The 12853-nt window shown below is 55.3% G+C and carries 10 protein-coding genes and 1 tRNA gene; 6 read left to right on the forward strand and 5 right to left on the reverse strand.

All coding sequences use genetic code 11. The features are described from left to right. Window positions 1-63 precede the first annotated feature (63 nt). Entirely contained in the window at window positions 64-369 is a 306-nt protein-coding gene (locus tag QFX31_RS05730) for a protein translocase SEC61 complex subunit gamma (protein WP_296610128.1), read from the reverse strand. A 294-nt stretch (window positions 370-663) separates the two neighbouring features. On the opposite strand from QFX31_RS05730, the gene QFX31_RS05735 reads away from it, so the two are divergent. From QFX31_RS05735 to QFX31_RS05745, 3 genes are all read left to right on the forward strand, one after another. After that, the gene (locus QFX31_RS05735; RefSeq protein ID WP_348531162.1) at window positions 664-1233 is read left to right on the forward strand and encodes a hypothetical protein; all 570 of its coding nucleotides are present in this window, start codon (window positions 664-666) and stop codon (window positions 1231-1233) included. A gap of 198 nt (window positions 1234-1431) precedes the next feature. Beyond that, window positions 1432-3552, forward strand: coding sequence for an ATP-binding protein (locus QFX31_RS05740; protein WP_348531163.1), 2121 nt, complete (start codon window positions 1432-1434; stop codon window positions 3550-3552). A gap of 68 nt (window positions 3553-3620) precedes the next feature. Then, entirely contained in the window at window positions 3621-4058 is a 438-nt protein-coding gene (locus tag QFX31_RS05745; RefSeq protein ID WP_348531165.1) for an Hsp20/alpha crystallin family protein, read from the forward strand. A 59-nt stretch (window positions 4059-4117) separates the two neighbouring features. Here QFX31_RS05745 and QFX31_RS05750 read toward each other — a convergent pair whose 3' ends face one another. Continuing rightward, window positions 4118-5335, reverse strand: coding sequence for a bifunctional 3,4-dihydroxy-2-butanone-4-phosphate synthase/GTP cyclohydrolase II (locus QFX31_RS05750; protein ID WP_348531166.1), 1218 nt, complete (start codon window positions 5333-5335; stop codon window positions 4118-4120). Window positions 5336-5700: 365 nt separating this feature from the next. On the opposite strand from QFX31_RS05750, the gene QFX31_RS05755 reads away from it, so the two are divergent. Together QFX31_RS05755 and QFX31_RS05760 are read left to right on the forward strand one after the other, a co-directional pair. After that, window positions 5701-5775 (forward strand) — tRNA-Met (locus QFX31_RS05755). A gap of 511 nt (window positions 5776-6286) precedes the next feature. After that, entirely contained in the window at window positions 6287-7501 is a 1215-nt protein-coding gene (locus QFX31_RS05760) for a phosphoglycerate kinase (protein WP_348531167.1), read from the forward strand. Window positions 7502-7604: 103 nt separating this feature from the next. Here QFX31_RS05760 and QFX31_RS05765 read toward each other — a convergent pair whose 3' ends face one another. Beyond that, the gene (locus QFX31_RS05765; protein WP_348531168.1) at window positions 7605-8552 is read right to left on the reverse strand and encodes a DHH family phosphoesterase; all 948 of its coding nucleotides are present in this window, start codon (window positions 8550-8552) and stop codon (window positions 7605-7607) included. 117 nt (window positions 8553-8669) lie between these two features. Here QFX31_RS05765 and trkA point away from each other — a divergent pair, with 117 nt between their 5' ends. Next, window positions 8670-9983 carry a Trk system potassium transporter TrkA gene (gene trkA / locus QFX31_RS05770; protein ID WP_348531169.1) on the forward strand — a complete coding sequence of 438 codons (1314 nt, stop codon included), beginning with the start codon at window positions 8670-8672 and terminating at the stop codon, window positions 9981-9983. A 355-nt stretch (window positions 9984-10338) separates the two neighbouring features. On the opposite strand, the gene endA is transcribed toward trkA, so the two are convergent. Continuing rightward, window positions 10339-11394, reverse strand: coding sequence for a tRNA-intron lyase (endA, locus tag QFX31_RS05775; RefSeq protein ID WP_348531203.1), 1056 nt, complete (start codon window positions 11392-11394; stop codon window positions 10339-10341). A 2-nt stretch (window positions 11395-11396) separates the two neighbouring features. After that, the gene (locus QFX31_RS05780; RefSeq protein WP_348531170.1) at window positions 11397-12551 is read right to left on the reverse strand and encodes a glyceraldehyde-3-phosphate dehydrogenase; all 1155 of its coding nucleotides are present in this window, start codon (window positions 12549-12551) and stop codon (window positions 11397-11399) included. Window positions 12552-12853: the final 302 nt, after the last annotated feature.

Here is a 12853-nt window from a genome sequence, read left to right on the forward strand (position 1 = left end):
ATGGCATGATCCAGAACATATTCTGTAGTTGTGCCTTCACAGCAGCGAAGCAGAGTTTCCGAGTCATATCGATTTCGGTATCTCTGTGAGCAGCGCGTATATGATAAAGCCTATCATGCCGATCAGGAAGATCCCTGTGATCGATACCTTCCCGATCATCATGAACTCCTCCCTGGTCGGCTTCCTTGCGAGCTTCAGAACACGTATGTACTCGCCCAGATCCATCGATGGGGCCTCGATGCCGATATCATCGAGCATCTCTGTGAGATCGCTCTTCGTATCCCTGCCCTTCTTCTCAGCCCTCTTCTCAGATCTGCCAACACCCAGCTTTCCCTTAAGCTGGTCCATCTTCGTCTCTGCCGCCTTCATTCCCTGTGGCGAACGCAATACGATCTAAAAAAGGTTTCGGAGGCAGAGCGGGGGCACACAGGAGGAAGAGCTGGATCGAGATCATACGGAATGCTTCCATGGCACATCCCAGTGATCTGGCGGATCGGTAAACCTTGCAGAAAAAGGCGACGTCGACTGCTTTAGGTTACCAGAGCTAGCCTAGGCGATTCGACAGCATGAGCCGCTTCCATATCCGGCTCGCTCCAGTCACCTCTGCTCATGCCAGGGGCTGCACCGCAGGATTCATTACGGATACGATCTCACGCCTTCAGCATGATAGCATCCCGATCTGCTGCCGTTCTGCTCATCCTGCTTTCAGCGGTCACGCTCTTGCAGGATGCATCATCTGAGCCTGTTGTCAGGGAGCTGGGCCCATTCCGGGTATCTTTCGATCTGAACACGAGCATTCCATACACGGTCGTGGTTGATGAGCCTGTGAGGAGCCTCGTGAAGGGCAGGAGCTACATCACATACGGTCTTGGTGTTAGAGGGCAGGACTGCTCCATATGGATATTCGTAACAGACTACATTGGCATGGAATACGGCAAGAAGCTCGTGGAGGTTCCGCTCGACAACGACTGGAAGCTTGTTAACGATTTTCTCACTGAGCAGGGATGCAGCCGCATAAACATCACGGAGACGTTGATCGATGGGACCGTGGGTGCTCTAGGCGGCGGGGTCCTTCCATCGGGCAAGATAATATTCTGCGCGAGCTATGCGCCTGAGGGTGTGTTTGTGCAGGGGAGGCATCTGGTCACAACGAACTGCAAGCTCTTCTCCACGTTCCCTGCGGATGAGACTGTGAGCCTGCTGGAGAGCATACATGTGGAGAGAAGACTGTGATGTCAGGAAGATTATGTGCGAAAAAGGCAGTTTGAAATGCATGCTGAACAAACCGAACATCGCACATCCTGATGCGGTGGGTGACTGCCGCATCTTTTTTAAGGTGCAAAGTGGCGAGCTGCATGCTTTCACAGCAGTGCACAGAGCTGCCCATGTCTGCAAAACATTTAATTTGTTCTGATGCACACTTTTCGATGCATGTCAGCATCCGTCGACAAGCGCATACTGATTGCGACCTCTGCGTTTGCGTTTCTCATAGCGGCACATCTGCTTCTGATAACGGTATTTCGAGATGCGGACGTGTTTCTTCTCGTGGAGGATGTTCTCTTTGTGATGGCATCAGCCATCGCAGCATTCTGCTTCCTCCATGCGTTCAAACACTCCACAGACAGAGCCAGGACTGCCTGGCTGGCGATGCTTCTTGCAATGGTTTTCAACACTCTGGGAGAGCTCGCATGGCTTGTGATGGAGGTATTCCTCAAAACAGAACCGTTTCCGTCCGTTGCTGACATCGGATACCTTGCCTTCTATCCGTTCTTTGCAGCAGGCATCTTCCTTCTTCCATCTGTGCCGCTCTCAGCAAACGAGAGATCCAGGCTGCTGCTGGATGAATGCATAGCTCTGATAGCAACCCTTCTGATCCTCTGGATCTACATCCTTCCTGAGCTGTATGAGGAGGATTTAGCGGCCACGCTGGTATCGATCGCCTATGTGCTCATGGATCTTCTCCTGGTCATCGCGCTGATGGATATACTCTTCAGAGAGCACGAGGCACCCGAGGACTGGCCAGCGTTCCTCCTGATCCTCGGAATGGGTGTCATGATAGCGACAGATCTTGGCTATGCCTATCAGGAGATTCAGGGGACATACGTCTCAGGGAGCCTGATCGATACCGGATGGCTTGCAGCCTACATGCTCATGGGCATCGCCCCTCTGCTCTGGCTTCGTCCTCCTTCATGGAGCCCAATCAGCCTCAAGAGGATCTCTTACTACATCCCTGTCGTATGGCTTGGCCTCGCGCTCATCCTTGCGCTCATCAAGGGACATGGCTCTATATCGAATGCAGCAGCCCTGGCAGCATCCATAGCCGGCATAATCGGCCTGATGCTGCTGCGCGAGAAGCAGTCTGTGAGGATGATGAGCGATATGCTCGCAGTCCTGCGGGAGGAGGCTGAGCGGAGGGCCGCCGCCGAGATGAGCCTTGCTGAGAGCAAGAACCTCCTGGAGAGCATACTGACCCAGGCGCAGTGCGGCATTCTTGTTCTGGATGCCGATGGAAAAATACTGTTCAGCAACGATTCGGCAAGGCGGATACTGGGGAGAGTTCCCGGGGAGCATGTTGATGGTGATATGTGCAGGCATGTGTACAGTGGAAGCGGTGAGCGAATTCCGGAGTGGGATCTCTGCATATCGAGGGCTCTCAGGGGAGCGATCACGGAGGGCAGGGAGGAGCGTGTGGTCGTTGATGGCAGGTCGTTCGATCTCCTCCTCAACTCTGCGCCGCTGAGGGACAGCTCCGGAGCGATAGTCGGTGCTTTGGTGACATTCATGGACATCACCGAGAGGAAGAGGCTGGAGGATGAGCTCCAGAGGCACACCACAGAGCTCGAGAGGATTGTTGAGGAGAGAACGAAGGAGATCGAGAGGAAGAACGCGGAGATGGAGAGGTTTGTCTACACCGTCTCTCATGATCTCAGATCCCCTCTGATAACGATACTCGGATTTCTCGGGTACCTCAGGGAGGATCTGAGAGCAGGCCAGAGCGACAAGGTCGAGAGCGATATACGTTACATAGAGAACTCCGTGCTCAAAATGGACAGGCTCCTCACCAACACCCTGGAGCTGAGCAGGGTCGGGAGGGTGATCAATCCCCCAGAGGACGTGCGGTTCTCAGATATCGTGAGGGAAGTGCTCTCTGATATGAACGCGAAGCTCAACGGCGTTGAGGTCGTGGTTGCAGATGATATGCCTGTTGTGCACGTCGACAGGATGCGTATAGGAGAGATGCTCGCGAATCTCATCGATAACAGCATCAAGTACACAAAGGATGTTGATTATCCCAGAATAGAGATCGGCTGGCGGGATGATCCGGAAGGCGCGGTATTCTTCGTGAAGGATAACGGAGCTGGCATAGACCCGATGTACCATGAAAAGGTCTTCGAGCTGTTCTACAAGATAGACCGCAGCACCCCAGGCACGGGCGCAGGCCTCGCGATAGCAAAGAAGATCGTCGAGGTTCACGGCGGAAGGATCTGGATAGAGTCTGAGGCAGGAATGGGCTGCACGGTCTGCTTCACACTTCCGGTAAGGCGCGATTGAACAGATCAGGCAAATCCTCCATCGCAAGGCTGATAAATTAATGGATGCAATTTATTTATGGTGATTTGATGGCTGTCATATCCCCAGAGGACATAAGATGGTTCCAGAAGAGAATAAACCGCATGCTTGAGGAGATGGGCATCGATTCGAAGGAGATGCGGAGGTTTCAGGAGCGCCTGACCGGCCTGATGGAGGAGATGGGGGAGGTTCCACCGGTCGACATCGAGGAGAGGGATGATGATGTTGTGATAACAGTCGACCTCCCCGGCGTCGACAAGAAGGATGTGGAGGTCACGATAACGGAGGATGGCCTGAGGCTCAAGGCTAGAAGGGAGCTGAAGGAGGGCAGCTACTTCCTGAGGGAGAGGCGCGGGAGCTTCGAGAGGCTCATAACCCTTCCGGGCGAGGTCAGGGCCGAGGAGGCGAAGGCGAAGCTCAAGGACGGCATCCTGGAGATCGTGGTACCAAAGCTCGTATCCGCGAAGAAGAGGATATCGATAGAGTAGATCTCATCTCCTCATGGCCGGAGATGAGATAGAGCCGACGAGGCTGTGGTGCTCTTCCTCTACGATCCCTTACGGGGATCTGAGAGGAGCAGCATGTGGTGGAGCTTGTCCCTCTTCGTCTCGAGGTAGTGCCTGTTGATCTCGTTCGGCTCGACCTCGAGAGGAACCCTCTCCACTATCTCCAGCCCGTATCCCTGCAGGCCCACGATCTTCCTGGGGTTGTTTGTCAGGAGCCTCATTTTTCTTATCCCCAGATCCAGGAGTATCTGGGCGCCTATCCCATAGTCCCTCAGATCCGCGGGATATCCGAGCTTGTGGTTCGCCTCGACCGTATCGCTGCCGTTATCTTGGAGCTCGTAGGCTCTCAGCTTGTTCGCAAGCCCTATGCCGCGCCCCTCCTGGTTCATGTACACAAGAACTCCATTCCCGTTCTTGCTTATCATCCGCAGCGCCCTGCTGAGCTGCTCGCCGCAGTCGCATCTCTTCGATCTGAATGTGTCCCCTGTAAGGCACTGCGAGTGCACCCTGACGAGTGCATCATCAGCTGCAGGATCTCCGGCCACAAGCGCAACGTGGCACTGGCCGTCGAGCATGCTCTCGTACCCTATCGCCCTGAATTCTCCGTATTCGGTGGGCATCTCGACCTCAGCGATTCTTCTCACAAGCCGCTCCCTTCTGATCCTGTATCTTATCAGATCCTCTATTGTCACCATCTTTAGGCCGTGCTTCTCCGCGAACCTCTCGAGCTCAGGAAGCCGCGCCATGGTGCCGTCATCGGCCATGATCTCGCATATCACGCCTGCCGGGTACAGACCTGCGAGCCGCGCAAGGTCCACTGCAGCCTCTGTATGCCCCGCGCGCCTCAGGACTCCTCCGTCGAGCGCCTGGAGCGGGAATGTGTGTCCGGGGGTCGCGAGGTCAGCCCTTGTTGTGGATGGGTCTATCAGCGTCCGGATCGTCGTCGCGCGATCAAACGCCGAGATTCCGGTGGTGACACCGCGCCTGGCATCCACAGATACCGTGAACGCAGTTCCCATGCTCTCCGTGTTCTGCTGTGTCATCATCGGGAGCTCCAGCTGGCGGATGCGCTCAGCAGTTAGTGGAACGCAGATCAGGCCACGTGCATGCTTCGCCATGAAGTTTATGGCCTCCGGTGTGACCTTCTCAGCTGCCATCACCAGATCTCCCTCGTTCTCCCTGGATTCGTCATCCAGCACTATCACGAACTTTCCATCGCGAATGTCCTTTATCGCCTCATCCACTGTAGAGAAAGGCATGATACTGCGGAGGTGGTGAAAAATACTTAAACTCTTGGGAGGCGTCCTGAAAGACTGATCGGGTGATCCGGCGGATCGGTAATGGAGTCTATAGGTGACAGGATTTACCAGAGCTCTCCGACGGTTCGACTGCATCAGCAGGTTGTGTGCTCGAATAGCTGAATGATTCTGATGTATTCGAGAGCCATGGGCAAGATATCCCATGAGTCCTGCTGGACTGAGTGCTGCGGATTTCAATGATGCAAGTACACGACCGATGGGATCTCTTGATCCATCCTCTCCTGTCCATCAAGCGCGATCCGCCGCGCGGGTCCTGCAAAAGGGTTTTATACCGGATCTGCGATCTTTAGCTTGTATCCCACAGAAGCGGGGTGGGGTAGCCAGGAAATCCCGACGGGCTCATAACCCGTAGATCAGTAGTTCAAATCTACTCCCCGCTACTTCTCATTGCGGTATCTCGCAGACTGCTCCTTTGAAGTTGGTCCAATCTCAACCGTCCCATGGAATCCTGCAGATGCCGATGTAACTCGCCTCAAGAGTGTACAGCAATCGTTGATACAGCGCATCCGATTTTCGGGTAGTCTACCTTCATTGAGTTGATCTTGATGGACCGGCTCCCTCAGGCGTGTTTATTTTGAACGATGTCTGCATGGAGATCAAGATCCTGGGACATGTTAATACTCGTCCGATGCCCTGCAGCATGGTTGAAGGCTACGAATCGCCTGGAGCTATTGCTTTTGCACTTATCCACGCGTCGTAGGTAGACTACCGATTTTCGGGACCTGGGCTATAATCCAGCACTTAGGTTATTTTGGGAGAGTCGTCAAGACCTGCTCAAGAGCTGCACTTCTGGAAGCATGAGGCTCCTCCGATCCAACCGCGTGATTCGATCCTGCGGGCAAAGTTATAATATCAGGTTTATCAATCAGTCCTACCACCTGGAGGGATTGCGTGAAGGATTACCTCACCATGGATGATCTCATACTGGAGAACAAACGGGTGCTGGTGAGAGTTGACATCAACTCCCCGATGGACCCCACGGGAAAGATTCTGGACGACAAGAGGCTCAGGAGCCATCTGGAGACGTTGAAGGCACTGGAGGACTCGAAGGTCGTTCTGATGGCCCATCAGTCCAGGCCTGGCAAGAAGGACTTCTCCACCATGGAGCCGCACGCCAGACAGCTATCAAAGCTTTTGAGGAAGGATGTGAACTACGTCGACGATATCTTCGGCAGCACGGCCAGGGATGCGATACGCTCCCTCGAGTCGGGGGAGGTCCTGCTGCTGGAGAACACCAGATTCTATGCTGAGGAGAGCCTCTCGAGGAGCCCTGCAGATCACGCAAAGAGCCATATGGTGCAGAAGCTCGCCCCGCTATTCGATGTTTTCATAAATGATGCTTTTGCTGTATCACACAGATCTCATCTCTCTGTTGTTGGCTTCACAGAGGTCCTGCCGAGCGCAGCCGGAATTCTCATGGATAAGGAGATTCAGGCGCTTGATAAGGGTCTGAAGGCCAGCGAGCATCCGTGCGTCTTCGCACTCGGCGGCGCGAAGGTCGACGACTCCATAAAGGTCGCACAGAACGTGCTAAGGCGCGGTGCAGATGCTGTCCTCGCTCTGGGTCTCGTCTCGGTTGTATTTCTTATGGCTGCTGGGGTGAATGTGGGCGAGACGAACCGCAGGTTTGTGGATAGCCAGGGGTACTCTGATCAGGTCGAGATCGCTCAGAAGATCCTGAATGAGCACCCCGGAAAGGTCGTTCTACCAAGGGATATCGCTGTCGATAAGGATGGCGAGAGGCTCGAGGTGGGCGTGGATAACATACCCGACTACCCCATCTCAGATATCGGGCTTGAGACGATAGTTGAGTTCTCGAAGATCCTTAAATCGGCGAAGATTGCGGTGCTCAACGGGCCTGCAGGCATAACAGAAAAGGAGCGGTTCGTTCTCGGGACAGCCGAGATCCTGAAGGCTGCGACAGAAGCAGGCTATTCGATAGCCGGAGGAGGCCATACGGTCGCAGCAATCGAGAAGCTGGGCCTTGAGTCTAGGTTCTCGCATGTGAGCATGGGCGGCGGCGCGAGCATAACATACCTCTCCGGAGAGCCGATGCCAGGAATCGAGGCGCTGAAGAGCGCAGCAGCGAGGTACAGGAAGCTGTGATATCGTAGAAAGTTGCAGAATCTGATGCAAACAAAGAGCATCCCCGGAATCCAGATTGTGTCAACCCTGCAGAAATTGATGGTCACGCGCAGGTGAAGTGGGTCTAGACATTCAGCCTCTCAAACGCAGCCTCAGCCAGCTCTGCCAGCAGCCTCCCTGCGGGATGGCGGACCTCCATTGCTGCAGCCCCGCGGTGGCCGCCGCCGCTCCCGCCGTGCGATCTTGCGATGCTCTTCATCAGATCCGCGAGGTCGATGCCAGCCTGAACGGCCCTGAAGCTGGCCCTCCCGCTCACCCTGCAAACTCCGCCTTGGCTGCTGGCGGCAAACGCGACATCTGCGCCAAGGTCGAGAAGCGCCATGGCGGAGGATCCCTCAAACGCGCTCACCTCTGTGCACGCGATTATCCACTCTCCCCTCCAGGATATCTCCGCTCTGCTCGCGGCCTTGAGCACCGCCACCCGCTGCGAGAAGTCCAGGGGAGCTCTGGAGAGAACCTCCATGACCTCGCCGTAATCCACATCACCTGCCTCCAGGATCTCGTGCACGCATCTGAACGTCTCTGCTGATGCATGCCTGAACCTCCCTGTGTCAGAGACCATGCCTGCGAGGAGGGCAAGAGCGACCTCTCTGGGGATCCTTCCCGCTCTGCCTGAGCTCTTTATGATGTCCCACACGATCTGAGCGGTCGAATCCGCCTCACGCTGGATGTAGAACTCCGCGTTCTCCAGGAGATCTCTATCGAGATGGTGGTCTATGACGCCGTACCGCCGCAGCATCGCGCCGCCTATCTGGGAGCTCACAGAGGTATCAACAAGAACGACCATATCGTAGGAGTCTAGATCCGGATCTATTATGGGCTTTATTCCTATCGAGTCTGCAAGCTGAACTGCAGCCCTGCTCAGATCACCGACGGCCCCGATATCACCGCCGAAAAGCCAGCTGAGAGCGAATGCGCTCCCTATCGCATCCGGGTCTGCGTTCCTGTGGCAGAGGTATATCTTTCTCAGATCGATGAGGTTTTTTAAGACATCGTATTCGAGAATGTGCATGGTTGTGCAGATCTTCTCCTTCTTTTATGCTCCGTTCGAAGGTTGCGGAACAGAAAACAGTGGTACGGTGTGCGCCTTATAGAAATCTTTTTCCCAGAGCATATCCGATAAGGGATCATGCGTGTACTCATAACCGGCGCCGGTGAGATCGGCTACCGGCTTGCAGAGGCGATGGTGGCAGAGCACGATGTGACTGTGATTGACAGGGACATCGCCGCACTGAGCCGCTTCGAGGGAATGGACCTGAAGCCACGGGAGGGAAACGCGGCAAATGCGAGGCTGCTCGAGGAACTCGATGTCAGGGATATGGATCTGGTTATGGCGGTCACAGGCAGCGATGAGATAAACATAATCACATGCATAATAGCCAGCAGGCTTGGTGTGAAGCACACCATAGCCAGGGTCAGGAACCCAGACTATATCGATCAGCCGGTGAAGCCTCTCAGGGAGCTGGGAATAGAGTACATGATCTGCCCGGAGCTTGTCATGGTCGAGGATCTGGCCAGCACGATCTCTTTTCCAGCTGCTCTGATGAACAGGAGGCTCGCCGGCGGGATGCTCGAGCTGATCGAGCTCAAGGTGAGCGAGGGCATGCCGCTCGTCGGCCAGGTCAGGGATTTGAACATGCCGAGAGGCTCGAGGATCGTGGCGGTCAAGAGCAATGGCAGGGTCAGGCTCGGTGATCCGAATATCACAATAAAACCAAATGATCATGTGACAATGCTGATAGATCCGAGGAGCGTCACGGAGCTGAGGCGGAGCATACATGAGGAGGCCAGGGACGAGAAGGTGGTCATAGTCGGCGGTGGACTCGTGGGCTTCTATCTGGCCAAACGGCTGGAGGCCATGGGCATCGATCTCAAGCTCATCGAGATCGACAACCAGAGGTGCAGGGAGATCTCAACGTATCTCTCGGATACCATGATCCTGAACGGGGATGGGACAGATATCTCCCTGCTGGCCGAGGAGGGTGTGGGGGATGCGGATGTTGTGTTTGCGGTCACAGGGATTGACGAGAAGAACCTTCTGAGCTCACTTCTCTCCAGACAGCTCGGCGCTAAGAAGATAATCTCGAGGGCGAACAGAAGCTATTACGTAAAGCTCTTTGAGCGTGTTGGCATAGACAGGGCTGTAAGCCCCGGGCAGGTCACCGCGGATGCGGTTCTCTGGCTTGCCATGGGAAGCGAGGAGATGGTGACGCTGAGCGATGAGGGCATGACACTGATGGATTTCGCGGTCAGGGCCAACTCCAGGCTCGCGGGCAGACAGATCATGAAGGAGCTGCCATCAGGCGCGATTGCCGGTATGATCCTCAGGAACGGTCTTCCGCTGGTCCCCGATGAGCACACGATCCTGGAGGAGGGGGACAGAGTGTTCGTCGTCTCATATCAGTCGTCCATCTCCAGGGTCAAGAAGATCTTCGCCTCATGAGAGCCCACGGTCATCATCGGATCTCTGAGAGTATGATGCAGCTTACGGCATCCAGCCGCTCTTCATGGATGAGGATTCCTATTTAAATTTTCATGCATCAATTGGCTTTGATTGCTTGGTTGTGACCAAAAAACCAGCAGCATGTAACCCCGTATCGATATATTGTGCTGGAGATCGTCGATTCCTCAAATACGATGCATCGACCCGTGCCCACAGCCACAGGTGACCTCCTCTCTGGGGAGGAGAGTTTGCGCCCTGTTGCTCTCTATCAGAGCGTTTGAGACTTCAATGATACAGGCACGCGACCTTCGTGTACCCTGCTCAGCATCGCATCCGTGCTCCTGTACAGGAGATCTCACGGCTTGAGCCGTCTGATCTCCACGTACTCCACCCCGCCGTTGCTGTATGCGAATACCATCATCTTGCGCACGCTGTGAGCCAGACGAACTGCTCTGGAGAGCACGGGAAGGTGAAATACGTGATCCCCCCTCACGGTATGCACCAGGTACTCTGAGTGCGTGCCCCTCTTTTCCGCGTCTACGCTCTTGTACACCCTGAAGTGCGTACCGAACTTGAAGCCTGTCTTGACAACAAGCCTTCTGTCCCTCAGGTCCCTGTAGACGCGGTACTTCATATCGAAGTCGCCCTCGATCTCTGACGCTCTTTTCATCAGCTCTTCAAGGGGGACAGGAGCGCCTGATCGGTCCACAAGCTGGATCATGCCCCTCTCGAGAAGGTACGCGGTCTCCACAAGTGATAGCTGTAGCCTCTCCCCGATCATCTTTCCATAAAAGCCGTGCGTGTGCAGCCGCTCCGATGCCGCCGGATCCCATAGCACCACCCTGTCGTCAAGAAGCGTCGCCTGCCCGCCCGGCTCTCCAGCCTCTGTCCTGCCTGTGGGATTCGATTCCCTCACCTCATAGTACGTTATATCGCTCTCCTCATCGACCACAGCGAGCATGAGCCGTCTTCGCATCTGGCTTGAGAGCCTCAGCGGCTCGATGATCCTCTCAAGCGGCAATGGCGTCCTCTCAGAGACTACGAGCACGTAGAACTCAGCTGGCGTCTTTCCCGGGTGACCGCCGCGCGGGTAGACCCTGAAGTCCGGGATTCCGGGCTGGACGTAATAACCCCTCTCCCTCAGGTCCTTGTACACGACATACCTGAACTCGAAGCCCTTCTCAAAAGAGGACGCTAGCTCGAAGAAGCTCCGAAAGCTCAGGATCTGCCCATCAGACTCGACCCTCAATTTCGATCTGTCGAGAAGATATGCGGCCTCGACGAGCGTCAGCTCAAGCCCGTCCTCAAGAGGCCGCCCAAAGTAGCCCTGATCGTAGAGGGCCTTCACAGCATCTTTTCCAAGATGCACCTTTCCAGACTCAAGCCTTCCGAGCAGCGAGTCCTCTGACATGCTCAGATGCTCAGCCTGTCCGGCCATATGCCATGGACCACTCCGATGGCCCTGTCCACCGTCTCGTGCACATCAGCAGCGGGATAGCCGCATGATAGCATGTACGCTTCCACGTGGTTCGGCACAGCTATCGACATCTGCTCAACCATTGAGACGGTCTGCATGATCGTGTAATCGCCGAGCTCGAATGGTATTATCGCATCTGATACGAGAAGCTCGAATATCTCCGGAGAGATCGGCCTCTCAAAGCCTGACAGGAACGCCTCGAGTATCTCGCTCGTCCACTCATGCCGCCTTCCGCCCGCGTCCTGGTAGGGTATCACGACAACCTCGCGCGTGCTGGCGAGCCTCTCGACAAGCTCCTGCGGTGTCGGGTGTCCCTTGAATATCAGGTTGAGAAAGTTCGTGTGCGGTATCGTCGTCGGCACCTTAGAGGCGCGTATCGAGAACTTTACATCCTTGAATATGGTGCCAGCATCAGCTCCCTGATGACCTGCGCCCCTTCCGAACTGTATGGCGCTTGGCGATGCGCGCACGACAGTGTGCGGATCTCCGTGCCTTCTGTCGATGTTCCCGATCATGCCGCAGAGCCCGAGAGGTCGCGCGGCATATGCAAGCCTGCTCAGTCCTGTCGTGTTGCAGCTCGTGCACTGCACGACCTTCGGCTTCGCATTAAGAAACCTCCCGTAGTTCTCGAGCCCGAAGAAGAACTCCCTCCTGAGATCCTCCCTCACATCGTCTGTCAGCGGAAAGCCCTCCTCCTCGAGCCCCTTCTGGAGCTCGTCCCTGTGGGCTCCGCCCATCAGCGCGACGAAGCAGCCGTGCTCCAGCCCTGATTTCAGGTACGGCAGCTCCTCATCCCCTGGCGTGCCGATCATGACGAACTCTGAGCTCTCGAAGAAATCCCTGTATCCGCCATCCAGCTTGAACCCAGCACTCTCCCACTTTGCCCTGTCCTCGTCGCTGCTGGCATACGCCCTGACACCGCAGATCCTGATCATCTTCCTCAGCATCGATACAGCTCTGGCGTGCGGCTTTCTCACGAGCACATTTATATCGCCGCCGATGCCGGCTGCCTGCTTAACGGCATGAAGGGCGAATATGGTCCTCTTGCTCTCCGTTCCATCAAAACCCACAAAGCCAGCATTCTTATTCAAGTACCATCACTTCCTGCGCGGAGTTGAGAGTGCACCGTATTTAAGATTCTCGGAATGATTGCAGCAGGCCATCACACACCGCAGCTGACGATTGCTTATAAAAAACAACCTGCGGAACCACATTGCAGCGGTCGTGCGCTTGAATCACTGAATGGAACTTCAGGAATATGCACTGGCAAATCAGGTGGCATATCCTGCGATGTCACATGCTGCTGATTTCACGGATCTGATTACACGACCGAGTACACGACCGCATGCGACATCGAATGCCTACGAGTCAATACAGATCACACAATCCGCTT

This window comes from Methanothrix sp. (genome assembly GCF_030055635.1).
Lineage (GTDB): Archaea > Halobacteriota > Methanosarcinia > Methanotrichales > Methanotrichaceae > Methanothrix_B.

Excerpts from the sequence above, each read along its gene's own strand:
- QFX31_RS05730 (WP_296610128.1), bottom strand. The coding sequence starts at position 369 with ATGAAGGCGGCAGAGACGAAGATGGACCAGCTTAAGGGAAAGCTGGGT.
- QFX31_RS05735 (WP_348531162.1), top strand. The coding sequence starts at position 664 with ATGATAGCATCCCGATCTGCTGCCGTTCTGCTCATCCTGCTTTCAGCG.
- QFX31_RS05740 (WP_348531163.1), top strand. The coding sequence starts at position 1,432 with ATGTCAGCATCCGTCGACAAGCGCATACTGATTGCGACCTCTGCGTTT.
- QFX31_RS05745 (WP_348531165.1), top strand. The coding sequence starts at position 3,621 with ATGGCTGTCATATCCCCAGAGGACATAAGATGGTTCCAGAAGAGAATA.
- QFX31_RS05750 (WP_348531166.1), bottom strand. The coding sequence starts at position 5,335 with ATGCCTTTCTCTACAGTGGATGAGGCGATAAAGGACATTCGCGATGGA.
- QFX31_RS05765 (WP_348531168.1), bottom strand. The coding sequence starts at position 8,552 with ATGCACATTCTCGAATACGATGTCTTAAAAAACCTCATCGATCTGAGA.
- trkA (WP_348531169.1), top strand. The coding sequence starts at position 8,670 with ATGCGTGTACTCATAACCGGCGCCGGTGAGATCGGCTACCGGCTTGCA.
- endA (WP_348531203.1), bottom strand. The coding sequence starts at position 11,394 with ATGTCAGAGGACTCGCTGCTCGGAAGGCTTGAGTCTGGAAAGGTGCAT.